The 22,580-nt window shown below is 67.8% G+C and carries 22 protein-coding genes; 19 read left to right on the top strand and 3 right to left on the bottom strand.

All coding sequences use genetic code 11. The features are described 5' to 3' along the window. Positions 1-281 precede the first annotated feature (281 nt). The 13 genes from ATSB10_RS07940 to ATSB10_RS07880 all read left to right on the top strand — a co-directional run bounded on the left by ATSB10_RS07940 (position 282) and on the right by ATSB10_RS07880 (position 12,944). On the top strand, positions 282-1,289 hold the full coding sequence (locus ATSB10_RS07940; RefSeq protein ID WP_063671904.1) for an N-acetylornithine carbamoyltransferase: 1,008 nt from the start codon (positions 282-284) through the stop codon (positions 1,287-1,289). 10 nt (positions 1,290-1,299) lie between these two features. Next, positions 1,300-1,923, top strand: a complete 624-nt coding sequence (locus ATSB10_RS07935) for an FMN-binding negative transcriptional regulator (protein WP_063671902.1) — start codon at positions 1,300-1,302, stop codon at positions 1,921-1,923. Next, positions 1,920-2,393: an OsmC family protein gene (locus tag ATSB10_RS07930; protein ID WP_063671900.1), complete on the top strand. Its 474-nt coding sequence runs from the start codon at positions 1,920-1,922 to the stop codon at positions 2,391-2,393. Before ATSB10_RS07935 ends, ATSB10_RS07930 begins: the two co-directional genes overlap by 4 nt. A gap of 31 nt (positions 2,394-2,424) precedes the next feature. Next, positions 2,425-3,618 carry an argininosuccinate synthase gene (locus ATSB10_RS07925; RefSeq protein WP_157469162.1) on the top strand — a complete coding sequence of 398 codons (1,194 nt, stop codon included), beginning with the start codon at positions 2,425-2,427 and terminating at the stop codon, positions 3,616-3,618. 3 nt (positions 3,619-3,621) lie between these two features. Continuing rightward, the gene (locus ATSB10_RS07920; RefSeq protein WP_063671896.1) at positions 3,622-4,065 is read left to right on the top strand and encodes a GNAT family N-acetyltransferase; all 444 of its coding nucleotides are present in this window, start codon (positions 3,622-3,624) and stop codon (positions 4,063-4,065) included. Further along, positions 4,062-5,162, top strand: a complete 1,101-nt coding sequence (locus ATSB10_RS07915; RefSeq protein ID WP_063671894.1) for an acetylornithine deacetylase — start codon at positions 4,062-4,064, stop codon at positions 5,160-5,162. The genes ATSB10_RS07920 and ATSB10_RS07915 overlap by 4 nt, the downstream gene beginning before the upstream one ends. Positions 5,163-5,202: 40 nt before the next feature. After that, a complete protein-coding gene (locus ATSB10_RS07910; protein WP_063671893.1) occupies positions 5,203-6,519 on the top strand; it encodes an acetylglutamate kinase in 1,317 nt (438 codons plus the stop codon). A 16-nt stretch (positions 6,520-6,535) separates the two neighbouring features. After that, positions 6,536-7,489 (top strand): N-acetyl-gamma-glutamyl-phosphate reductase, encoded by a 954-nt coding sequence (gene argC, locus ATSB10_RS07905; protein WP_063671891.1) that lies wholly within the window; start codon positions 6,536-6,538, stop codon positions 7,487-7,489. Between the two features lie 106 nt (positions 7,490-7,595). Continuing rightward, entirely contained in the window at positions 7,596-8,891 is a 1,296-nt protein-coding gene (gene argH / locus ATSB10_RS07900; protein ID WP_063671889.1) for an argininosuccinate lyase, read from the top strand. A 9-nt stretch (positions 8,892-8,900) separates the two neighbouring features. Beyond that, on the top strand, positions 8,901-9,248 hold the full coding sequence (locus ATSB10_RS07895; protein WP_063671887.1) for a cupin domain-containing protein: 348 nt from the start codon (positions 8,901-8,903) through the stop codon (positions 9,246-9,248). After that, positions 9,241-10,371: a glutamate 5-kinase gene (proB, locus tag ATSB10_RS07890; protein ID WP_063671885.1), complete on the top strand. Its 1,131-nt coding sequence runs from the start codon at positions 9,241-9,243 to the stop codon at positions 10,369-10,371. The genes ATSB10_RS07895 and proB (ATSB10_RS07890) overlap by 8 nt, the downstream gene beginning before the upstream one ends. A 126-nt stretch (positions 10,372-10,497) precedes the next feature. Then, positions 10,498-11,676, top strand: a complete 1,179-nt coding sequence (gene proB / locus ATSB10_RS07885; RefSeq protein WP_063674394.1) for a glutamate 5-kinase — start codon at positions 10,498-10,500, stop codon at positions 11,674-11,676. A gap of 2 nt (positions 11,677-11,678) precedes the next feature. Then, complete coding sequence (locus tag ATSB10_RS07880; protein WP_063671883.1) at positions 11,679-12,944, top strand: glutamate-5-semialdehyde dehydrogenase; 1,266 nt, start codon at positions 11,679-11,681, stop codon at positions 12,942-12,944. 399 nt (positions 12,945-13,343) lie between these two features. Here ATSB10_RS07880 and ggt read toward each other — a convergent pair whose 3' ends face one another. The 3 genes from ggt to ATSB10_RS07865 all read right to left on the bottom strand — a co-directional run bounded on the left by ggt (position 13,344) and on the right by ATSB10_RS07865 (position 17,114). After that, the gene (ggt, locus tag ATSB10_RS07875) at positions 13,344-15,116 is read right to left on the bottom strand and encodes a gamma-glutamyltransferase (RefSeq protein WP_205631111.1); all 1,773 of its coding nucleotides are present in this window, start codon (positions 15,114-15,116) and stop codon (positions 13,344-13,346) included. Positions 15,117-15,265: 149 nt separating this feature from the next. After that, on the bottom strand, positions 15,266-16,546 hold the full coding sequence (kynU, locus tag ATSB10_RS07870) for a kynureninase (protein ID WP_063671882.1): 1,281 nt from the start codon (positions 16,544-16,546) through the stop codon (positions 15,266-15,268). Positions 16,547-16,592: 46 nt separating this feature from the next. Beyond that, positions 16,593-17,114, bottom strand: a complete 522-nt coding sequence (locus ATSB10_RS07865; protein WP_063671880.1) for a hypothetical protein — start codon at positions 17,112-17,114, stop codon at positions 16,593-16,595. Between the two features lie 441 nt (positions 17,115-17,555). On the opposite strand from ATSB10_RS07865, the gene ATSB10_RS07860 reads away from it, so the two are divergent. The 6 genes from ATSB10_RS07860 (at position 17,556) to tssE (ending at position 22,579) form a co-directional block, all read left to right on the top strand. After that, positions 17,556-18,125 carry an ECF-type sigma factor gene (locus tag ATSB10_RS07860; RefSeq protein ID WP_063671878.1) on the top strand — a complete coding sequence of 190 codons (570 nt, stop codon included), beginning with the start codon at positions 17,556-17,558 and terminating at the stop codon, positions 18,123-18,125. A 373-nt stretch (positions 18,126-18,498) separates the two neighbouring features. Beyond that, positions 18,499-19,017, top strand: coding sequence for a type VI secretion system contractile sheath small subunit (gene tssB, locus ATSB10_RS07855; RefSeq protein ID WP_063671877.1), 519 nt, complete (start codon positions 18,499-18,501; stop codon positions 19,015-19,017). Between the two features lie 6 nt (positions 19,018-19,023). Further along, positions 19,024-20,514, top strand: a complete 1,491-nt coding sequence (tssC, locus tag ATSB10_RS07850; protein WP_063671875.1) for a type VI secretion system contractile sheath large subunit — start codon at positions 19,024-19,026, stop codon at positions 20,512-20,514. Between the two features lie 201 nt (positions 20,515-20,715). Further along, positions 20,716-21,216, top strand: a complete 501-nt coding sequence (locus ATSB10_RS07845; RefSeq protein ID WP_017462835.1) for an Hcp family type VI secretion system effector — start codon at positions 20,716-20,718, stop codon at positions 21,214-21,216. Between the two features lie 48 nt (positions 21,217-21,264). After that, complete coding sequence (locus tag ATSB10_RS07840; protein WP_063671873.1) at positions 21,265-22,062, top strand: type VI secretion system accessory protein TagJ; 798 nt, start codon at positions 21,265-21,267, stop codon at positions 22,060-22,062. A gap of 13 nt (positions 22,063-22,075) precedes the next feature. Beyond that, complete coding sequence (gene tssE, locus ATSB10_RS07835) at positions 22,076-22,579, top strand: type VI secretion system baseplate subunit TssE (RefSeq protein WP_063671871.1); 504 nt, start codon at positions 22,076-22,078, stop codon at positions 22,577-22,579. Position 22,580 lies beyond the last annotated feature (1 nt).

Below are 22,580 nucleotides of genomic sequence, written 5' to 3'. Positions count from 1 at the left end.
TTTTTGTTGCACGGCAGCGGAATTGCCGCCATGATTCGGTTTCCGCTATCCGAGCCCTCCATGTCCACAGCCGTCTATACCGCCAACGTCCTCACCAGCGCCCGCATGGCCGCTGGCATGACGTCGCGTGCGCGCCGACCGCTGGTCCGACATTCGGCCGGGTAGGCTGTCGCGCGCTGCTGTTCATGTGCAACGACTGAAAAACCCGGCCCTCGCGCCGGGTTTTTTCGTTTCCGCTCCGCCACTTTCCAACTCGACCACCGACACAGGATTCCGAACGCATGGCACTTCGACATTTCCTGACCACCCAGGACTACAGCCGCGCCGAAATCGATGCGCTGCTGGAGCAGGCCGCCGTGTTCAAGCGCTCGCCGCGCGGGCAGCATTTGGCCGGCAAGTCGGTGGCGCTGCTGTTCTTCAACCCCTCGATGCGTACCCGTACCAGCTTCGAGCTGGGTGCGTTCCACCTGGGCGGCCACGCCATCGTGCTGTCGCCGGGCAAGGACGCGTGGCCGATTGAGTTCGAGGTCGGCAGCGTGATGGACGGTGACACCGAGGAGCACATCGCCGAGGTCGCCCGCGTGCTGAGCCGCTACGTCGACCTGATCGCGGTGCGCGCCTTCCCCAAGTTCCAGGACTGGTCGGTGGATCGCCAGGACAAGGTCATCAAGGCCTTCGCCCAGTACGCCACGGTGCCGGTGATCAATATGGAGACGATCACCCACCCCTGCCAGGAGCTGGCGCATGCGCTGGCCATGCGCGAGCACCTGGGCGACCTGACGAAGAAGAAGTACGTGCTGACCTGGACCTACCACCCCAAGCCGCTGAACACCGCGGTGGCCAACTCGGCGCTGCTGATCGCCACCAAGATGGGCATGGACGTGACCCTGCTGTGTCCCACGCCCGACTATGTGCTGGACGAGCGCTACATGCAGGCCGGCTACGAGAATGCCCAGGCCAACGGCGGTTCGCTGAAGGTCAGCCACGACATCGAGGAGGCCTACTCGGGCGCCCACGTGGTCTACGCCAAGAGCTGGGGCGCGCTGCCGTACTTCGGCCAGTGGGAGCAGGAAAAGCCGATCCGCGAGGCCAACAAGCACTTCATCGTCGACGAGGCGAAGATGGCATTGACCGACCACGGCCTGTTCAGCCACTGCCTGCCGCTGCGCCGGAACATCAAGGCCACCGACGCGGTGATGGATGCGCCGTACTGCATCGCCATCGACGAAGCCGAGAACCGCCTGCACGTGCAGAAGGCGGTGATGGCGTCGCTGATCGGGCAGGGCTGAGATCGAGTCCATGTATTTGCCCGGGCATTTTGCCGAGAGCCGCGACGAGGCCCAGTACGGGCTGATCGATGCGCACCCGTTCGCCACGCTGCTGGTGCCGGGCAACGCCGGCGTCGCCGTGAACCACCTGCCGCTGTTGCGGCAGGGCGGTGTGCTGCGCGGCCACGTGGCCGGTGGCAACGAACTGGCCGCGATGGATGGTGCCGCGGTGGTCGCGTTGTTCCACGGTCCGCAGGGCTACGTGAGCCCGAACTGGTATCCCAGCAAGCGTGAAACCGGACGCGAGGTGCCGACCTGGAACTACGCCGTGGCGCACGTCCACGGGCGCCTGCGCGTGATCCGTGACGCCGGCTGGCTGCGCGATCTGCTCGACGCGTTGACCGATCGCTTCGAGGCGACCGAGCCGTCGCCGTGGAAGGTCGCCGATGCACCGGCCGACCATGTGCAGAAGCTGCTCGGTGCCATCGCCGGCATCGAGATCGCGATCGATCGCATCGAGGGCAAGTTCAAGCTCAGCCAGAACCATCCGGCAGCGAACCGTGCCGGCGTGATCGCCGGTCTGGGCCGTCGCGGGCAGGGCGATGACCTCGCACTGGCCGCCCTGATGCAGGCACAGGAGGAGCACCACGCATGAACCGCCCGCATCGCTACCGCGTCGACGTGGTCTGGACCGGCAACCGCGGCACCGGCACCGACGGCTACCGCAACTACAGCCGCAACCATGTGATCCGCGTGCCGGGCAAGCCGGATCTGGCCGGGTCGGCCGATCCCACCTTCCGCGGCGATGCCACCCGGCACAACCCGGAAGACATGCTGGTGGCCGCGCTGTCCACCTGCCACATGCTGTCCTACCTGCACATGGCGACCGTCGCCGGTGTGGTCGTTACCGACTACCGCGACGCCGCCGAGGGCATGATGGTGACCGAAGGCGACGGCGGCCACTTCACCGAAGTGGTGCTGCGTCCCGTCGTCACCATCACCGCCGCCAGCGACCCGGCTCAGGCCGAGGCCGCGCACGAGGCCGCGCACCACGCCTGCTTCATCGCCAATTCCGTGAATTTCCCGGTGCGCTGCGAACCGCGCACCGTCGTCGCTTCCGATTGATCGCCCACCTTCGCCCCAGGATCCCCGCACCATGAGCCAGAAAGACATCGTCCTCGCCTTCTCCGGCGGCCTCGACACCAGCTTCTGTGTCCCCTACCTGAAGGAGCGCGGCTGGGCCGTGCACACCGTGTTCGCCGACACCGGCGGCGTGGATGCGGAGGAGCGCGCGTATATCGAGGCGCGTGCGAAAGAGCTCGGTGTGGCCAGCCACGTCACCGTGGACGGCGGCCCGGCGATCTGGGACGGCTTCGTGAAGCCCTTCGTCTGGGCCGGCGAGGGCTACCAAGGCCAGTACCCGCTGCTGGTCTCCGACCGCTACCTGATCGTCGATGCGGCGATCGCCCGTGCGAAGGAGCTGGGCACCAGGGCGATCGCGCACGGCTGCACCGGCATGGGCAACGACCAGGTGCGCTTCGACCTGGCGGTGAAGGCGCAGGGCGACTACCAGATCGTCGCGCCGATCCGCGAGATCCAGAAGGAGCACACCCAGACCCGCGCCTACGAGCAGGCCTACCTGGAAGAGCGCGGCTTCGAAGTGCGTGCCAAGCAGAAGAGCTACACCATCAACGAGAACCTGCTCGGCGTGACCCTGTCCGGCGGCGAGATCGACCACTGGAAGGCGCCGGGCGAGGGCGCCCGTGGCTGGTGCAAGCCGCGCGCCGAATGGCCGTCCGAAAGGCTGACCGTCACGCTGGGCTTCGAAAAGGGCGAAGCGGTGTCGCTCAACGGCGAGAAGTTGCCGGGGGCGGCGATCCTGGCCAAGCTCAACGCGCTGTTCGCGCCGTATGGCGTGGGTCGCGGCATGTACACCGGCGACACCACCATCGGCCTGAAGGGTCGCATCGTGTACGAGGCGCCGGGCCTGATCTCGCTGCTCGCCGCGCACCGCGCGCTGGAAGAGGCGGTGCTGACCAAGCAGCAGAACCGCTTCAAGCCCGAGGTGGCGCGCAAGTGGGTCGAGGTGGTCTACGAAGGCTTCTTCCACGATCCGGTGAAGACCGACCTGGAAGCCTTCCTCGCCTCCAGCCAGTCGCAGGTCAACGGCGAAGTGGTGCTGGAGACCGCCGGCGCCCAGGTCACCGCGGTGGAGATCCGCTCGCCGCACATCCTCAACGCCAAGGGCGCCACCTACGCGCAGTCGGCCGACTGGGGCGTGGAGGAGGCCGAGGGCTTCATCAAGCTGTTCGGCATGAGCTCGACGCTGTGGGCCGAGGTCAATCGCTGACGCATGGACGGCACGCTGCGCATCGACACGTCACGGGAGGCGCTGGATCGGGACATGATCCACGCCTTCCTCGCCGAGCAGGCCTACTGGAGCCGCGGCATCCCGCGCGAGACGGTGGAACGGGCCATCGAGGGCTCGCTTTGTTTCGGCGGCTACCTCGACGGCCGCCAGATCGCGTTCGCGCGGGTGGTCACCGATGGCGCCACCTTCGGCTACCTGGCGGATGTGTTCGTGTTGCCGCAATACCGCGGACACGGCTATGCCAAGGCGCTGATGGCGGCGGTGATGGCGCACCCGCAGCTGCAGGGCCTGCGGCGCTTCAGCCTGGCCACCAGCGATGCGCACACGCTGTATGCCGGCTTCGGTTTCACTGCACCGAGCCGGCCGCAGAACCTGATGGAAAAGCTCGACCCGGACATCTACACCCGACAGCCAGGCAGGCCATGAATCCTCTTCTGCAATCCACCCTGGAACACCTCCAGGCGCTGGTCGGTTTCGACACGCGCAATCCGCCGCGCGAGATCGGTACCGGCGGCATCTTCGACTACATCCGTGCGCAGCTGCCGGGCTTCGAGGTGACCGTCACCGACTACGGTGCCGGTGCGGTCACCCTGCATGCCGTGCGCGGTGCGCCGAAGCGGCTGTTCAACGTGCACCTGGACACCGTGCCCGATTCGCCGCACTGGAGTGCCGATCCCCATGTGCTGCGTATCACCGACGACCGCGCGATCGGCCTGGGCGCCTGCGACATCAAGGGGGCGGCGGCGGCCCTGATCGCCGTGGCGAACGTCACCGACGGCCCGATGGCGATGCTGTTCTCCACTGACGAGGAGGCCAACGATGCGCGCTGCATCGCCGGCTTCCTGCGCGCGAAGCACGACTACGACGCGATCATCGTGGCCGAGCCAACCAGGGGCGAGGCGGTGCTCGCCCATCGCGGCATCCATTCGGTGCTGATGCGCTTTGCCGGCCACGCCGGCCATGCCTCGGGCGAGCAGAAGCCCAGCGACAGCGCGCTGCACCAGGCGGTGCGCTGGGGCGATGCGGCGCTGGATTTCGCTGCGGCGCAGTCGCACGAGCGCTTCGGCGGGCTGACCGGCCTGCGCTTCAACATCGGCCGCATCGACGGGGGCATCAAGGCCAACATGATCGCGCCGACCACCGAGGTGCGCTTCGGCTTCCGCCCTCTGCCGACGATGGACCCGGATCGCATGCTGGAAACCCTGCGCACCCTGGTGGAACCGGTGCCCGCCGAGTTCACCGAGACGTTCCGCGGCGACTCGCTCCCGGCCGGTGACACCGCTACTGCCGAATCGCGACGGCTGGCCGCGCGCGACCTGGCCGACGAGCTGGATATCCCGGTCGGCAATGCCGTGGACTTCTGGACCGAGGCCGCGCTGTTCTCCGCCGCGGGCTATACCGCGTTCGTCTACGGCCCCGGCGACATCGCCCAGGCGCACACCGCCGACGAATGGGTGGCACTCGACCAGCTGCAGCATTACGCCGACACCATTCATCGCCTCGTCGCCCGCGGCAACGCGTGAGACGGCAGCTCCGTCCCCCGACATTCCCCCGATCAACGCCATGACCAACGGTTCCCACACCCGCAAGACCATCGTTCGCCTGCTCTCCGCCATGGGCAGCGCGAAGGAGATCCAGCAGTACCTCAAGCGCTTCTCCCAGCTCGACGCCAGTCGCTTCGCGGTGGTGAAGGTGGGCGGTGCGGTGCTGCGTGACGAACTCAACGATCTCACCTCGTCGCTGACCTTCCTGCAGCAGGTCGGCCTGACGCCGATCGTGCTGCATGGCGCCGGCCCGCAGTTGGACGAGGAGCTCGCGGCCGCCGGCATCGAGAAGCAGACCGTCAACGGCCTGCGCGTGACCAGCCCGAAGGCGCTGGGCATCGTGCGCCGCGTGTTCCAGCAGCAGAACCTCAAGCTGGTCGAGGCGCTGCAGTCGATGGATACCCGCGCCACCTCGGTGCCCTCCGGCGTGTTCATGGCCAGTTTCCTGGACCGCGACACCTACGGCATGGTCGGCAAGGTCGACAGCATCAACCTGGCGCCGATCGAGGCCAGCCTGCGCGCGGGTTCCATCCCGGTGATCGCCAGCCTCGGCGAGACCGACGAAGGGCAGTTCCTCAATATCAACGCCGACTTCGCCGCCAACGAGCTGGTGCGCGTGCTGCAGCCGTACAAGATCGTGTTCCTCACCGGCACCGGCGGCCTGCTCGACGACCAGGGCCGGCTGATCGACTCGATCAACCTGTCCACCGAGTACGACCACCTGATGGCGCAGCCGTGGATCAACGGCGGCATGCGGGTGAAGATCGAGCAGATCGCCGACCTGCTGGACAAGCTGCCGCTGTCGTCCTCGGTGTCGATCACCCGGCCGTCCGAGCTGGCCAAGGAGCTGTTCACCCACAAGGGTTCAGGCACCCTGGTCCGCCGCGGCGAGAAGGTGCTGACCTTCGACAGCTGGGCTGGCGTCGACCAGGTGCGCCTGCGCGAGTTGATCGAGTCGAGCTTCGGCCGCAAGGTGGTGGACGACTACTTCGAGCGCACCACGCCGTACCGGGTGTACGTGAGCGAAAACTACCGCGCGGCGATGATCCTCACGATGGACGAGGGTCTGCCGTATCTGGACAAGTTCGCCGTGCTCGACGACGCACAGGGCGAAGGACTGGGACGAGCCGTGTGGCAGGTGATGCGCGAGCAGCACCCGCAGCTGTTCTGGCGCTCGCGCCACGGCAATCCGGTCAATCCGTTCTATTACGCCGAGTCCGACGGCTGCTTCAAGCAGGAGCGCTGGAAGGTGTTCTGGTACGGGCTGGACGGCTTCGACACCATCGAACGCTGCGTCGCCCACTGCGCCACCCGCCAGGCCACGCTGGTCGACTGAACCCATGAGCCACGACATGACATCTGCACGCAAGACCCTCGGCATCGTCGGCGCACGCGGCCACACCGGTGCCGAACTGATCCGCCTCGTCGCGGCCCATCCGGCGCTGGAACTGGTGTTCGTCTCCTCGCGCGAGCTGGATGGCCAGCGCGTGGTCGACCACGTCGACGGCTATGCCGGCGAGCTGCGCTACGCCAGTCTCGACGCCGACGCGGTCGCTGCGCAGGGCGTCGACGTAGTGGTGCTGGCCCTGCCCAACGGCAAGGCCGCGCCGTATGTCGAGGCGATCGACAAGGCGAAGCCGGATACCCTGATCCTCGATCTGTCTGCCGACTACCGTTTCGACAGCACGTGGTACTACGGCCTTCCCGAGCTCACCCGCGGCAAGTGGCGCGGTGAGAAGAAGATCAGCAACCCGGGCTGCTATGCCACGGCGATCCAGCTCTCGATCGCACCGCTGAAGGACCTGCTGGCCGCGCCACCGGTGTGCTTCGGCGTGTCCGGCTACTCCGGTGCCGGCACCACGCCCTCGGACAAGAACGATCCCGAGAAGCTGCGCGACAACCTGATGCCGTACTCGCTCACCGGGCACACCCACGAGAAGGAAGCCAGTCGCCACCTAGGCGTGCCGGTGGAGTTCATGCCGCACGTGGCGCCGCACTTCCGCGGGCTCACCGTCACCACCAACCTCTACCTCGCGCGCAAGATGAGCCGTGAGGAGGTGATGCAGCGCTTCCATCACGCCTACGACGCCGAGCCGCTGGTGCAGGTGCTCGACGAGGCGCCGTGGGTGAGTGCCGTCGCCGGCAGGCATCACGTCGACATCGGCGGCTTCGCGGTTTCCGCCGACGGCAAGCGCGTGGTGGTGGTGGCCACGCTGGACAACCTGCTCAAGGGCGCGGCCACCCAGGCGCTGCAGAACATCAACCGGGCGATCGGCGTGGACGAGTTCACCGCCATCCCGCACTGACCTGTAGGAGCACACCCTGTGCGCGAGAGTTCTCGCTTCTGATGGCCACCGGGCAAGAGCGTTCGCGCACAGGGTGCGCTCCTACACAGACCATAGGTAGATCCCCATGACCCAGCCTCTCTGGCAGAAATCCGGCATCCAGATCGACCAGCGCATCATGCAGTTCCTGGCCGGGGACGACGTGATCCTCGACCGCGAGTTCTTCCTGCACGACATCACCGCCAGCAAGGCGCACGTGGAAGGCCTGCAGCACATCGGTGTGGTCAGCGCGGACGAGGCGACAGCGCTGAAGCGCGAGCTGGACCTGCTGGCGGAGGATTTCCGCTCCGGCGCCTTCGTGCTGGACGAGCGCTTCGAGGACTGCCACTCGGCGATCGAGGCCCGGCTCACCGAGCGGCTCGGCGACGCCGGTCGCCGCGTGCACACCGGGCGCAGCCGCAACGACCAGATCCTGGTCGCCACGCGGCTGTGGCTGAAGGAGAAGCTGGCCGAGCTGGAAGCGCATTGCCGCGCCGTGGCCGAGGTCTGCCTGGAGCGCGCCGCGCATCCGGCACTGCCGCTGCCTGGCTACACCCACCTGCAACGCGCCGTGGTCTCCTCCACCGCGATGTGGTTCGCCGGCTTTGCCGAGGGCTTCATCGACAACGCGCTGCGCGCCCGGCAGACCCGTGAGCTGATCGACGCCAACCCGCTGGGCACCGCCGCCGGCTATGGCGTCAACCTGCCGCTGGACCGCGCGCACACCACGTCGACATTGGGCTTCGCCCGCATGCAGATCAGCCCGATCTACGCGCAGCTGTCGCGCGGCAAGTACGAGATGGCGGTGCTGGAGGCGATCGGCGCGGCAATGCTCGACCTGCGCCGCCTGGCCTGGGACCTGTCCCTGTTCACCACCGCCGAGTTTGGCTTCGTGCAGTTGCCGGCGCAGTACACCACCGGCAGCTCGATCATGCCGAACAAGCGCAACCCCGACGTGGTCGAGTTGCTGCGCGCAAGCTACGCCAGTGTGGCGGCGGCGCGTACCGAGATCGAGCAGTTGCTGTCGCTGCCCTCGGGCTACCAGCGCGACCTGCAATTCTCCAAGGGCTCGATCTTCCACGGCGTGCGCCATGGCCTGATGGCGCTGGAACTGGTGCCGGGCCTGCTGGCGCAGATGCAGTGGAACGAGGCGACCATGCGCGCGGCGATCGAGCCGGCGATGTATGCCACCGACGTGGCGATCGAGCAGGCGGCGGCCGGCGTGCCGTTTCGCGATGCGTACCGCGCTGCGGCCGAGACAGCGGCGTCGGCCGGCGAAGGTCGTACGCCCGAAGGCAGCCTGGCGGCGCGCACCTCGCCCGGTGCCGGTGACCAGCTGAAGCTGGACGAGCTTCGCGCGCGGCTCGCCGCGCTCGGCCAGTGAGCTGACGCCATGGCCGCCGTCAGCACCGCCAACGCAGCGCATTACGTCTGGGGCCGGCAGTGCGACGGCTGGCACCTGCTGGACGGCGACGATCTCAGCGTGATCGAGGAGCGCATGCCGCCGGGCAGCAGCGAAGTACGTCACCGGCACGCGCATGCCCGCCAGTTCTTCTACGTGCTGGACGGCACCGCCACGCTGGAACTCGATGGCGTCGCGCATCGTCTCGATGCGGGGCAGGGGCTGCACGTGCCGCCCGGAGCGGCGCACCAGATGCGCAACGACTCCGCTGACGAGCTGCGCTTCCTGGTGGTCTCTTCGCCGCGCAGTCACGGCGATCGCGAGGTGGTCGATGGCTGAGCTCGCGTTCCAGCCGCTGCCGGCGTGGCACCGCGCGGTGATCAAGGTCGGCAGCAACCTGCTGGCCGCCGACGGTGGCGGCCTGACGCCCGTTTATGCGCGGGCGCTGGCGGCCTTCATCGGCGACAGCCAAGCGCAGGGCAGGGAAGTGGTGCTGGTGTCGTCCGGCGCGGTGGCGGCCGGTCGCGCGCTGCTGCGGGAACGTGCCGTGCCCGCCGGCGACCTGGCCGAGCGCCAGGCGCTGGCCGCGCTGGGCCAGGCGCCGATGATCGCGCTGTGGCAGTCGCTGTCGACCCGCGCGGTGGCCCAAGTGCTGCTGACCCACGACGACCTGCGCAACCGCCGCCGTTACCTCAATGCCCGCGCCACCCTGCGCCAGCTGCTGGCGATCGAGGTGCTGCCGGTGATCAACGAGAACGACACCGTGGCGGTGGACGAGCTCAAGCTCGGCGACAACGACAATCTCGCCGCCATTGTCGCGGCGCTGGTCGACGCCGATCTGCTGCTGATCGCCTCGGACATCGACGCGCTGTACCGCGCCGATCCGCGGCGTGATCCGGACGTCGCGCCCATTCCGCATGTCGCCGAGATCACGCCCGAGGTCATGGCAATGGCCGGTGGCAGCGGCAGCGTGGTCGGCACCGGCGGCATGCGTACCAAGCTGCAGGCGGCGCAGAAGGCCGCCGCGGCCGGTATCGCCACGGCGCTATTCAACGGTCGCGACGCGGAGACGGTGCGTGCGCTGGGCGAGGAGCGGCTGCGCGGCACGTTGTTCACGCCGGGGCAGAGCCGCATGCAGGCGCGCAAATACTGGTTGCTGCATGCGCCGGGTGGCAACGCATCGATCCGTATCGACGCCGGCGCCGCGAACGCCCTGGCGGGCGGGCGCGCCTCGCTGCTGCCGGGTGGCGTGGTCGAGGCCACGGGCGACTTCCATCGCGGCGACCTGGTCGACGTGGTCGATCCTGACGGACGCGTGGTGGCGCGGGGACTCTGCCAGTACGGCGCGGTCGACGTGCGGCGGCTGGCCGGGCGCCACAGCCGCGATATCGACGGCGTGCTCGGGTACAGCTACGGGCCGGCGATCGTGCATCGCGACGATCTGGCGCGGGTGTCGTCGTGATTCATTTGGACGTCCAGATGTTTCAAGTGAAATAGACGTCTTTCGGTGGATTTGTTCCGCATGGGTTGAAATGCCGGAACCTGCCCAGACCCTCTAAGGGTTGTACCGATGGAGGATGCCGGGGACATGACCCAACTCAGGGCCTTTCGACAGCAGTCCGTGCCGCCGTGGCGGCGTGCCGTACTCAAGGTGGGCAGCAGCCTGATCGCCGCCGACGGTGGCGGGCTCAGCACGCGCTATGCGCTGGGGCTGGCGCAGTTCATCGCGTCCTGCCACGCGTCCGGGCGCGAGATCGTGCTGGTTTCCTCCGGTGCGGTGGCTGCCGGACGCGTGGTGCTGAAGGACCACGCGGGCGAGGAAGATGCCAGCCAGGCCGCGCGCCAGGCGATGGCGGCGCTGGGCCAGACCCAGACCGTCGGCCTGTGGCAGCGGCTGCTCGACATCCCGCTGGCGCAGGTGCTGCTGACCCACGACGACCTGCGCAACCGGCGCCGCTATCTCAATGCGCGTGCCACCCTGAGCGAACTGCTGCACCATCGCGTGATGCCGGTGGTGAACGAGAACGACACGGTTGCGGTGGACGAACTCACCCTGGGCGACAACGACAACCTCGCCGCGATCATCGCCGCGCTGGTCGACGCGGACATGCTGTTGATCGCCACCGATATCGACGGCCTGTACACCGCCGACCCGCGCAGCAATCCGGGCGCCGAGCCGGTGAACGAAGTGCCTGAGCTCACCCCCGAGATCATGGCGATGGCGGGCGCGGCCGGAAGCTCGGTGGGTACTGGCGGCATGCGCACCAAGCTGGAGGCGGCGGAGAAGGCCGGCGCCGCCGGCATCGAAACGATCCTTTTCAACGGCCGCGACAGCGAGGTGGTGAGCCTGCTCTCGCGCGACCTGCTGCACGGCACCCTGCTGCGCACCAAGGCCACCCGCCTGCAGGCGCGCAAGTACTGGCTGCGACACGTGCCGGCGGTGCCCGGGCACATCGAGGTGGACGCCGGGGCGATGCGCGCGCTGAACGAGGAAGGCGCCTCGCTGCTGCCCAAGGGCATCCTTGCGGCCGAGGGCGAGTTCCAGCGTGGCGACATGGTGGAGATTGTCGGCCCGGGGGAAAACGGCTCGCTGCAGTCCTTCGCGCGCGGCATCAGCCAGTACAGCGCCATGGAAATCAACCGCATCGCGCGCAGCCACACGCGCGAGATCAAGACCCGGCTCGGCTACAGCTTCGGCGAGAACGTCGTGCATCGCGACGACCTCGCCCTGGTGCGCGAGCTGGACCTGACCACAGGAGACATCTGAGCATGAGCGATATCCGAACCCGCGCCCTGGCCTGCCGCGACGCCGCCCCGGCGATTGCCACGCTGGACGCCGAGGCCCGCCGCGCGCTGTTGCGCGACATGGCCGAGGCGGTCGACGCGCATGCCGACGCGATCCTCACCGCCAACGCGAAGGACATGGCTGGCGCCTCCGACAAGGGCGTGCAGGGTGCGATGCTGGATCGGCTGAAGCTGGACGCCGGCCGTGTGGCGGCGATCGCCAACGCCGTGCGCGAAGTCGCCGACCTGCCCGATGTGGTCGGCGAGGTGACCCGCCGCGAGACGCGTCCGAACGGCCTGGCGATCGAACGTGTGCGCATTCCGCTCGGCGTGGTGGCGATGATCTACGAAGCGCGCCCGAACGTGACCGCCGACGCTGCTGCGCTGTGCATGAAGGCCGGTAACGCGGTGATCCTGCGCGGAGGTTCCGAGGCCTTGTATTCCAACCTGGCGATCGCCGCGGCCCTGCATGAGGCGATGGACAGGCACGGCGTGCCACGCGAGGTGCTTACCATCATGGACGACCTGCGCCGTGAAGCGATGGTCGAGCTGCTGCAGCTCAGCGACATCGTCGACCTGGCGATCCCGCGCGGCGGCGAGGGGCTGATCCGCTTCGTCACCGAGCATGCACGCGTGCCGGTGATCAAGCACTACAAGGGCGTGTGCCACCTGTATGTGGATCGCGAGGCCGATCCGGACCTGGCGATGGACCTGCTGATCGACGGCAAGACCACCCGAACCGGCGTGTGCAATGCGCTGGAGACCCTGCTGGTGCACAAGGACATCGCGCCCGACTTCCTTCCGCGGGCGGCGAAGGCGCTGCGCGCAAAGGGTGTGGAGCTGCGCGGCGACGCGGCCAGCCGCGCGCTGGTGGCGGACATGGTCGAGGCCACCGAGGCCGACTACGACGCCGAGTTCCTCGACCTGATCATCGCGGTGCGCGTGGTCGACAGCCTGGACGAGGCGATCGGCCACATCCGCCGCTACGGCTCGGACCACACCGAGGTGATCGCCACCCGCAACGAGGCCACCGCGGCGCGCTTCGTCCACGCGCTGCGTTCGGCGGTGATCATGGTCAATGCCTCCTCGCGTTTTTCCGACGGCGGCGAGCTGGGCCTGGGCGCGGAGATCGGCATCTCCACCACGCGGCTTCACGCCTACGGCCCGATGGGCGCCGAGTCGCTCACCATCGAGCGCTTCGTGGTGCGCGGGGAAGGGCAGGTACGGCACCCGGAAAGCCGCACCCGCTGACGCCGCATCGTAGGAGCGCACCTTGTGCGCGACCGCCTTCGGCCGTGTGACAGAGAGTGGTCATGTGACGGAGAGCAGTCGCGCACAGGGTGTGCTCCTACGGAAAAGGGTGCCCGAGAGGGCAGCTTGTTCTTTGTGCTTTTCCGGTGGCGGCGAGTCGGGACTTGGCGCCGAGTCGCTCACCATCGAGCGCTTCGTGGTGCATGGGGAAGGGCAGGTGCGGCACGCGGAAAGCCGCAGCCGCTGACGCCGCATCGTAGGAGCGCACCTTGTGCGCGACCGCCTTCGGCCGTGTGACAGGGAGTGGCCATGCAACGGAGAGCAGTCGCGCACAGGGTGCGCTCCTACGAAACAGGGCGTCCGATCGGGCGCCCTGTTTTTTTTCGATGAGCGGCCGGATCAGTAGCCGGCGGCCAGTCCCGACGGGCGGCGACGATCGTTGGCGCCTTCCAGCAGGCCGGTCTTCGGGCTGCGCAGGATCGCCTCGTCGGCGCCCCAGGACTGCACCTGCTTGAACTTGTAGCCCATGCCCTCCAGTTCCTTCTTCACCGCGTCGGTGAACAGGCCCGGCTCGTAGATCACCGCGTCGGGATACCACTGGTGATGCATGCGCGGGGCGTTCACCGCCTGCTGCATGTTCATGCCGTAGTCGATCACGTTGGTGATGCTCTGCATCACCGTGGTGATGATGGTCGAGCCGCCGGGACTGCCGGTGACCATGAACAGCTTGCCGTCCTTCAGCACGATGCTCGGCGACATCGAACTCAGCGGGCGCTTGCCGCCCTCCACCTGGTTCGCCTTGCCCTGCACCAGGCCGAAGGTGTTCGGTACGCCGGGCTTGGAGGTGAAGTCGTCCATCTCGTTGTTGAGGAAGAAGCCGGTGTCGCCGGCGATCTGGCCGACGCCGAACAGGTAGTTGATGGTGTAGGTCACCGACACCGCGTTGCCGTCCTTGTCGACCACGGCGTAGCTGGTGGTGTCCATGCCCTCGGTGGCGCCGAGGCTGCCCTTGACCTCGGTGGACGGCGTGGCCTTGTCCGGGTCGATGGTCGCTCGCAGCTGGTCGATGTGCTTGTCCGAGAGCAGCGTGTCGATCGGGTTCTTCACGAAGGCCGGGTCGCCGAGGTAATTGTTGCGGTCGGCGAAGGCGCGGCGCTCGGCCTCGATGGTGAAGTGCAGGGCGCGGGCCGAGCCGTAGCCCCAGTCCTTCAGCGGATAGGGTTCGAGCAGTTTGAGGATCTGGCACACGGTGACGCCGCCGGAGCTGGGCGGTGGATCGGAGACCACGGTGTAGCCGCGGTAGCCGCACTTGATCGGGTTATCCCATTTCACCGTGTAATCGGCGAAGTCCTTCATCGTCAGCAGGCCGCCGTTGGCCTCGCTGGCGGCCACCACCCGGCGCGCGATGTCGCCGTGGTAGAAGGCCTGGGTGCCGCCCTTGCTGATCTCCTCGAGGGTCTTGGCAAGCTGTGGCTGCACCAGGCGGTCGCCGACCTGGTACGGCTGGCCGTTCTTCAGGAAGATCGCGCCGACGTTCGGGTACTTCTGGAAGTCCTTGGTGCGCTCGCCGAGGATGTTCACGTCACCCTGCTGCAGCACGAAGCCCTGCTTCGCCAGCTTGATCGCCGGGGCGATCACCTGCTGGCGCGAGAGGTGGCCGTACTTCCTCAGCGCCTCGTCCATGCCCATCACGGTGCCGGGCACGCCCACGCCGAGATAGGTGCCGGTGCTCTTGCCCGGGACCACGTTGCCCTTGTCGTCCTGGAAGAGGGTCGGGCCGGCCTTCAGCGGGGCCTTCTCGCGGAAGTCGAGGAACACGTCCTTGCCGTGCGCCAGGTGGATCAGCATGAAGCCGCCGCCGCCGATGTTGCCGCAGCACGGATGCACCACCGCCAGTGCGTAGCCCACCGCGACCGCAGCGTCCACGGCATTGCCGCCGCGCTTGAGGATGTCCACGCCGACTTGGGTAGCCAGGTGCTGGGCCGAGACGACCATCGCGTGCTTCGCGGTGACCGGCTGGTCTTTCGACAGGTCGGCCAGGGTGGTCGGGGCGGCGGTGGCGTCGAGCGCCTGCTTGGGGATGTTGTCCTGCACGGCGGCGGACTGGCCCCAGGCCAGCGGCGCGGCCAGCAGCAGGGCCGCCGCCAGGCCGTGGATCAAGGTGTTTCGCATCGGTGGCTCCGGAAGGTGGTGGGGACGGGGTGCCGGTTCCCGATGGTAACCGGCACCGGTACGGTGTGCCTCCCTGCCTGCATCCCTGCACGTTCCTGCGATGTTCCTGCTGGCGGGACGTCCATACTGCCGTACGTCCCCGCGTCGATTCAGCCCGCGTCGCTCCACGCCCGCACGGCCTCGGCGAAGGCGAGGCAGTCGGCGAAGCGGTTGTACAGCGGCGCCGGCGAGATGCGGATGACGTCGGGCTCGCGCCAGTCGCCGATGATGCCCTGATCGACCAGGTAATCGAACAGCGCGCGGCCGCGCTCGCGCCCGCCTCGCACGCGGATCGACAACTGGGCGCCACGCTGCGTCGGATCGGCTGGCGTGATGATCTCCAGCAGGTCGGCCAGCTGCGAGTTCACCAGCCACTCCAGATAGCCGGTGAGCTGCAGCGACTTGGCGCGCAGCCGGTCCATGCCGGCACGGTGGAAGATCTCCAGCGAGATGCGCAGCGGCACCATCGCCAGGATCGGCGGATTCGACAGCTGCCAGCCTTCCGCGCCCGGGGTGGGATCGAAGGTCGGCGCCATCTGGAAGCGGTTGTCGCGGCGATTGCCCCACCAGCCGTGGAAGCGCGGAAGTTCGGCGGTGGCATGACGCTCGTGCACGAACACTCCGCCGACGGCGCCGGGGCCGGAGTTGACGTACTTGTAATGGCACCACACGGCGAAATCCATGCCGCTGTCGTGCAGCGCCAGCGGCAGGTTGCCCACCGCGTGGGCCAGGTCGAAGCCCACCGTGCAGCCGCGCGCGTGCGCCAGCGCGGTGATCGCCTTGAAGTCGAACGCCTGACCGGTGCGGTACTGGATGCCGGGCAGCAGCACCAGCGCGACGCGATGTCCGTGCTCGGCCAGGGCCCGCTCGATGGCGGCCATCGACAGCGTGCCGTGGGGGCCGTCCCCCTCCAGCTCGATCAGTGCGTCGGCCGGATCGAAGCCGTGGTAGCGGATCTGCGATTCCACCGCATAACGGTCGGTGGGGAAGGCGCCGGCCTCGATCAGGATCGCCGGGCGTTCGGCGGTGGGGCGGTAGAAGCTGACCATCATCAGGTGCAGGTTCACGCCCAGGGTGTTCATCGCGACGACCTCGATCGGCTTGGCGCCGACCAGCGCGGCGAGGTTGTCGCGCAGGTAGTCCTCATAGTTCAGCCAGGGCGCGCGGCCCTTGAAGTGGCCTTCGACCGCCAACTCGCCCCAGTAGTCCAGTTCGGCGCTGAGCGCCGGGCGCACGGCGCGCGGCTGCAGGCCGAGCGAGTTGCCACAGAAATAGCGGCCGTCGCGGCCCTCGTGCGGCGGGATCAGGAATTCGTCGCGGAAGCCGGCCAGCGGGTCGGCGGCATCCTGTGCCTGTGCCCAGGCGGACGTGGCTTCGTAGGTGGGGGGCATGACGCGGTTCCGGCAAAAACAGCCCCGAAGGTTACCGCGTCAACGCCTATTTCCCCAGCCGGTCGGCGATCCCCTGGCAGCCCTTGTCGAACGCCGCCTGCCAGGCCGCACCGGCCTGGGTGGACGCCGGACGCAGGCAGCGCAGCTGGATCGCATGACCATCGCGGTACCAGTAGTGCTCCACGTAGGCCATGGTCGAGCCGGCCTCGTTGGCGGTGTAGAGGACGTTGTCCGGCCCGCCGGTGTTGCTGACGCTGCGGATCGCCTGGTAACCCGGCAGGCCTTGCGCCTTGGAGTTGGCCTGGCTGACGTACTGCTGGAAGCCGCCCATGTCGCCGACCTGCTTGACCGTCACCGAGACGCGGGCGAGCGTGTTGCGTGCGGTGGGCGAGGGATCGGGCACCTGGAACACCCGCACCTCGGGATCGCCCTGGGTCTCCATGATCCCGATCCAGTTGTCCGGGGTGCTGAAGGAAACGGTGCCATTGGCCATGGTGACGTCGGTGGCGAACAACGGGCCGCTGGCGAGCAGGGCGGTGGCGATCAGGGCGAGGCGGGACAGATGCATGCGGGCTCCGGGCGGGGCCGGGTTCGGCCGGGTCGGGAAGGGTGTCCCCCAGCATAGCCGCTGCGGGACACCCTGCGTGCCGATGCCCGTCACAACCGGAGGCCCGTGCGGGGCAGGATAGGCGGGTCGGCCGCGGCGTATACTCGGCCGGCTGTTTTTGGAGATGGGGGGATCCGTGAGCGATCGCGGCGGTGGCGATTTCCGCAAGTCCGGGCCGATCCCGCTGGAAGCGGTGACCGCGGCTTCGCGCGCCGGTCGGTCCGGAGGATCGCAGCGGACGTCGTCCGCGCTTGACCGTCCCCCAGCCCGTTTGCCGTCGGCGCCCGCCGCTGCACGGCACGGGAGCCGGCGGAGCATCCCGGCACCGGAAGCCTTCTCCGGACCGGTTTTCGTGCGGGGCGGAGCCCCGCGTTGTCTTGCGATGAACGGATTGATCGACCGATGAATACGCTGGAAAAGCAAGCCGAAGTCACCCGTCTGCTGCATTCGGCACAGGCCGGCGATCCGGACGCGCTGGACGAGGCGTTGCGGCAGATGTACGGCGCCCTGCACCGACTGGCCGGCGCCCAGCTCCGCCAGAACAGCAGCGAGCGCACGCTCAGCGCCACCGCGCTAGTGAACGAGGCCTATCTCAAGGTGTTCGGCGGCGGCGGCACTCCGGAGTGGGAGAACCGTGGTCACCTGCTGGGCGTGGCCGCCCGCGCCATGCGCGAGGTGCTGGTCGATTCCGCCCGCCGGCGACAGGCGTCCAAGCGGCCGCAGTCGGTCGACCGTATCGAGTTGTCGGAGATTTCCGGCGCGCTGGCGCACCAGATCGACTACGCCGCGCTGCTGGAGTGCATGGAGGCGCTGGAACAGATCGATCCGCGTCAGGCCAGCATCGTGTCGATGCGTTTCTTCGTGGGCCTGACCGCCGAGCAGATCGGGGCCGCGATGGGTATTTCCCCGGCCACCGTGCAGCGCGAGTGGCGTCTGGCCCGCGCCTGGCTGCAACGCGAACTCGAAGGCTGAGGGCTTCTCCTGGACGACCTTCCGCCTCGCGCGATGCGCGAGGTTCCGTCGTCGTGCCTGCCGCACCCCGAGGCCAAATAAATGAACGAAGCCTGAATATTGGCTGAGATGGGGTGACCAAGACCGCGGTCCCGCCGCGCACTAACCCGGTGGAGGGGCTCGCAACGCCCCGACGAACACGCTCGCTAGGGCACGTTCCGCATCGACCGGCGGGACTCCGGTGGCGGTCGGTTCCATTTCTGCAGCCAGGGGGGCATCGCATGGCGTCAGGTACGGGAGATGCGGCGGGTTTCCGCGGCGTTCCGGCCGTGTCGTGCGTGCCTGCCCGGGTCCGTCCTCATCACCGGTAGACCCTCTTCGAAGGAGACATCGCATGGCCAAGCAAAGCAGTCAGAAATTCATCGCGAGAAACCGCGCGCCGCGTGTGCAGATCGAGTACGACGTCGAGGTCTACGGCGCGCAGAAGAAGGTGCAGGTGCCGTTCGTGATGGGCGTGATGTCCGACCTGTCCGGTGCCAACAACGCCGAACTCCCGGCGGTCGAGGACCGCAAGGCACTCGAGATCGACGTCGACAATTTCGACCAGCGCCTGCAGTCGATGAAGCCGCGCGTTTCCTTCGCGGTGCCCAACACGCTCACCGGCGAGGGCAGCCTCAACGTCGACATCACCTTCGAGAGCATGGACGACTTCTCGCCGGCCGCGGTGGCCCGCAAGGTCGCGCCGATCGCCAAGCTGCTCGAGGCGCGCACCCAGCTGGCCAACCTGGCCACCTACATGGACGGCAAGGCCGGTGCCGAGAAGCTGATCGCCCAGGCGATCAACGACCCGGCGCTGCTGCAATCACTGGCGTCGGCACCCAAGCCCGGCGACGAAGGCAAGGACGGGGAGTAAGCAGACATGGCAACCGAGAAACTGGCCGAACAGGGCGCTGCCGCCACTGCCGAAGCGAGCGATTTCGCCGCGCTGCTCAACAAGGAGTTCAAGCCCAAGAGCGAGCGCGCCAAGGAAGAGGTCGAGTCCGCCGTCCGCACGCTCGCCGAGCAGGTGCTGAGCAAGGCCGACATCGTCTCGGACGATGTGACCCAGACGATCAATGCCTACGTGGCCGAGCTCGACCGCAAGATCAGCGAGCAGCTCAACCACGTCATGCACCACGAGGATTTCCAGAAGCTGGAGAGCGCGTGGCGCGGCCTACACTACTTGGTCAACAACACCGAGACCGACCAGCTGCTGAAGATCCGCGTCATGAACATCTCCAAGAAGGAGCTGGGCAAGACGCTCAAGCGCTACAAGGGCACCGCCTGGGACCAGAGCCCGATCTTCAAGAAGGTGTACGAGGAAGAGTACGGCCAACTCGGTGGCGAGCCCTATGGTTGCCTGGTCGGCGACTACTACTTCGACCACAGCCCGCCGGACGTGGAGATGCTGGCCGGCATCGCGCAGGTGGCCTCGGCCGCGCACGCGCCGTTCATCGCTGCGGCGAACTCCAGCCTGATGGGCATGGAGAGCTGGAACGAGCTGTCCAACCCGCGCGACCTGGCCAAGATCTTCTCCACGCCGGACTATGCCTCCTGGCGTTCGCTGCGCGAATCGGAGGATGCCAAGTACCTCGGTCTGGCGATGCCGCGCACGCTGGCGCGCCTGCCTTACGGCGCGTCCACCAATCCGGTGGAAGAGTTCGACTTCGAGGAGGACACCGCGGGTGCCGACTCCTCCAAGTACACCTGGCAGAACGCGGCCTATGCGATGGCGGTGAACATCAACCGCTCGTTCAAGGAATACGGCTGGTGCTCGCGCATCCGCGGCATCGAGTCCGGCGGCGCGGTGGAAGGCCTGCCGGTACATGCGTTCCCGACCGACGACGGCGGCGTGGACATGAAGTGCCCGACCGAGATCGCGATCACCGACCGCCGCTCGGCCGAACTGGACAAGATGGGCCTGATGCCGCTGGTCCACCGCAAGAACTCGGACATGGCCGCCTTCATCGCCGCGCAGTCGCTGGCCAAGCCGGAGGAGTACGACGATCCGGACGCCACCGCCAACGCCGCGCTGAGCTGCCGCCTGCCTTACCTGTTCGCCGCCAGTCGCTTCGCGCATTACCTGAAGTGCATCGTGCGCGACAAGATCGGCTCGTTCTCCAGCCGCGACCAGATGCAGAGCTGGCTGACCAACTGGGTCATGAACTACGTCGACGGCGACCCGGCCAACTCCAGCGAGGAGACCAAGGCGCGCAAGCCGCTGTCGGCCGCCGAGGTGGTGGTGGAGGAGGTCGAGGGAGCTCCCGGCTACTACACCTCCAAGTTCTACCTCAAGCCGCACTACCAGCTAGAGGGGCTCACCGTCTCGCTGCGACTGGTGTCGCGCCTGCCGTCCGCGGCCAAGGCCTGATCCGTCGGCGCGGCACGGGACGTTCCCGTGCCGCGTCGCCACGCAGCAGTTCATGGATGCGACGGGGAACGGTCGCTTCCTGCAGTGCCCACGGCGGCCACAGGCCGGCGACGTTCCCTTCAAGCAACCACGGATCGACCGGTGCGGGTGCGTTCCCGAACGGCGTCATCCATCCATCACAGGTGATCGAGGAGAGGTTCCATGGCATTCGACATGCACATCAAGTTCGGCTCGGGCAAGGTCAAGATCGAAGGCTCGTCCAAGCACAAGAAGCACACCGGCGAGATTCCGATCCTCGCGTGGTCGTGGGGCGCCAGCAACACCGGCGACCTGCACGGTGGCTCCGGTGCCAGCGGCGGCAAGGCCCACGTGCAGGACATCTCCGTCACCAAGTACGTCGACACCAGCTCCAGCGCGCTGCTCAACGCGGTGTGCACGGGCGGCCGTATCGATCAGGCCTGGCTGTACGTCACCAACGCCACCGGCGAGCAGACCGACTTCCTCACGATGGAGCTGAGCGAGGGCATCCTGGTCACCTCGTACTCCACCGGCGGCAGCGGCGGCGAAGACCGCCTGACCGAGAACATCACCCTGCACTTCGGCAAGTTCAAGTACTCGTTCCAGCCGCAGGACGACAAGGGTGCCGCGCAGGGCGGTTCGAAGGACTTCACCTTCGACATCCAGGCGGTGGCCGCGGCCTGACGGCCCGGGCCTGCACGCGTCCTTCCTGCTGACCAAGGCGTTCTTCAAGTGGAAAATTCCGCGGAAAACCTGCTCCGGGACGGCCGGCTGGACGAGGCGCTGCAGGCCCTCACCACCCAGGTGCGGTCGCATCCTTCCGATGCGCCGCACCGCGTTTTCATGTTTCAGCTGCTGGCCGTGCTCGGCCAGTGGGAGCGGGCACAGAACCAGCTGAAAGTGGCCGGTGAACTGGATCCGGCCAATACGCTCATGGTCGGTGCCTACCGCGTGGCGCTGGCCGGCGAGATGCAGCGCGCCGAAGTCATGGCGGGGCGGCGCTCGCCGGTGATGATCGGCGAGCCCGAGCCCTGGATCGCCCTGCTGCTGCAGGCATTGAAGTTGACTGCGGAAGGCCGGGTCGCCGAGGCGCAGGCGTTGCGCGGTGAGGCCTTCGAGCAGGCGCCGATGGCGGCCGGCAGCATCGACGGCGTGCCGTTCGAATGGATCGCCGACGCCGATCCGCGCTTCGGTCCGTGCCTGGAAGTGATCACCCAGGGCGGCTACGCCTGGGCACCGTTCTCGCGCATCCTGTCGCTGTCGTTCGACGAGCCGAGCGACCTGCGCGACAAGGTGTGGTCGCCGGTGCAGATCACCTGGACCAACGGCGGCCAGGCGATCGGCTTCGTGCCATGTCGCTATCCGGGCGCCGAGTCGGCCTCCGAACCGGCGCTGGCGCTGGGCCGGCGCACCGACTGGATCGACCTCGGGCACGACCTGCAGATCGGTGCAGGACAGCGCATGCTGGCCACCGACGAGGGCGACTACCCGCTGCTGGACGTCCGCTCGATCACCTTCGACCACGACTGAGCGGGAGACCGCCGTGGCCGAACTGACCACCCAGGAACGGCTGCAGCCCTCGCTGCTCGACCGGCTGACCGACGACGAACCGGGCCAGCGCGAGGAGAGCCGCGAGAAGCGGGTGATCTCCGCCAGCCGGCTGCGCGAGTGCGTCACCCGCGATATGTCCTGGCTGCTCAACTGCGTGAACCTCGGCGTTGACGAGGATCTCGCCGACTTTCCGGAAGTGACCCGCTCGGTGGTCAACTTCGGCATTCCCGATCTCACCGGCTCGGCGCTTTCCGGCGTCGACGCCGCGGTGCTGCAGCGGCAGATCCGCGCGGCGATCGTGGCGTTCGAGCCGCGGCTGATCGCCAGCACGCTGCAGGTTACGGTCAACATGGACACCGATCGCATGGACCGCCAGTCGCTGGTGTTCAACATCGAGTCCGACATGTGGGCACAGCCGATCCCGCTGAAGCTCTATCTGAAGACCGAGGTCGACTTGGAGACCGGCACCTTCCACGTCTCGGAGGGCTTCGGCTGAG

Source organism: Dyella thiooxydans, from assembly GCF_001641285.1.
Taxonomy (GTDB): Bacteria; Pseudomonadota; Gammaproteobacteria; order Xanthomonadales; family Rhodanobacteraceae; genus Dyella_A; species Dyella_A thiooxydans.
This window is presented reverse-complemented; position numbering and strand designations above follow the sequence as displayed.

Coding starts and splice junctions, on each gene's coding strand:
- ATSB10_RS07940 (WP_063671904.1), top strand. CDS start 282: ATGGCACTTCGACATTTCCTGACCACCCAGGACTACAGCCGCGCCGAA.
- ATSB10_RS07935 (WP_063671902.1), top strand. CDS start 1,300: ATGTATTTGCCCGGGCATTTTGCCGAGAGCCGCGACGAGGCCCAGTAC.
- ATSB10_RS07930 (WP_063671900.1), top strand. CDS start 1,920: ATGAACCGCCCGCATCGCTACCGCGTCGACGTGGTCTGGACCGGCAAC.
- ATSB10_RS07925 (WP_157469162.1), top strand. CDS start 2,425: ATGAGCCAGAAAGACATCGTCCTCGCCTTCTCCGGCGGCCTCGACACC.
- ATSB10_RS07920 (WP_063671896.1), top strand. CDS start 3,622: ATGGACGGCACGCTGCGCATCGACACGTCACGGGAGGCGCTGGATCGG.
- ATSB10_RS07915 (WP_063671894.1), top strand. CDS start 4,062: ATGAATCCTCTTCTGCAATCCACCCTGGAACACCTCCAGGCGCTGGTC.
- ATSB10_RS07910 (WP_063671893.1), top strand. CDS start 5,203: ATGACCAACGGTTCCCACACCCGCAAGACCATCGTTCGCCTGCTCTCC.
- argC (WP_063671891.1), top strand. CDS start 6,536: ATGACATCTGCACGCAAGACCCTCGGCATCGTCGGCGCACGCGGCCAC.
- argH (WP_063671889.1), top strand. CDS start 7,596: ATGACCCAGCCTCTCTGGCAGAAATCCGGCATCCAGATCGACCAGCGC.
- ATSB10_RS07895 (WP_063671887.1), top strand. CDS start 8,901: ATGGCCGCCGTCAGCACCGCCAACGCAGCGCATTACGTCTGGGGCCGG.
- proB (WP_063671885.1), top strand. CDS start 9,241: ATGGCTGAGCTCGCGTTCCAGCCGCTGCCGGCGTGGCACCGCGCGGTG.
- proB (WP_063674394.1), top strand. CDS start 10,498: ATGACCCAACTCAGGGCCTTTCGACAGCAGTCCGTGCCGCCGTGGCGG.
- ATSB10_RS07880 (WP_063671883.1), top strand. CDS start 11,679: ATGAGCGATATCCGAACCCGCGCCCTGGCCTGCCGCGACGCCGCCCCG.
- ggt (WP_205631111.1), bottom strand. CDS start 15,116: ATGCGAAACACCTTGATCCACGGCCTGGCGGCGGCCCTGCTGCTGGCC.
- kynU (WP_063671882.1), bottom strand. CDS start 16,546: ATGCCCCCCACCTACGAAGCCACGTCCGCCTGGGCACAGGCACAGGAT.
- ATSB10_RS07865 (WP_063671880.1), bottom strand. CDS start 17,114: ATGCATCTGTCCCGCCTCGCCCTGATCGCCACCGCCCTGCTCGCCAGC.
- ATSB10_RS07860 (WP_063671878.1), top strand. CDS start 17,556: ATGAATACGCTGGAAAAGCAAGCCGAAGTCACCCGTCTGCTGCATTCG.
- tssB (WP_063671877.1), top strand. CDS start 18,499: ATGGCCAAGCAAAGCAGTCAGAAATTCATCGCGAGAAACCGCGCGCCG.
- tssC (WP_063671875.1), top strand. CDS start 19,024: ATGGCAACCGAGAAACTGGCCGAACAGGGCGCTGCCGCCACTGCCGAA.
- ATSB10_RS07845 (WP_017462835.1), top strand. CDS start 20,716: ATGGCATTCGACATGCACATCAAGTTCGGCTCGGGCAAGGTCAAGATC.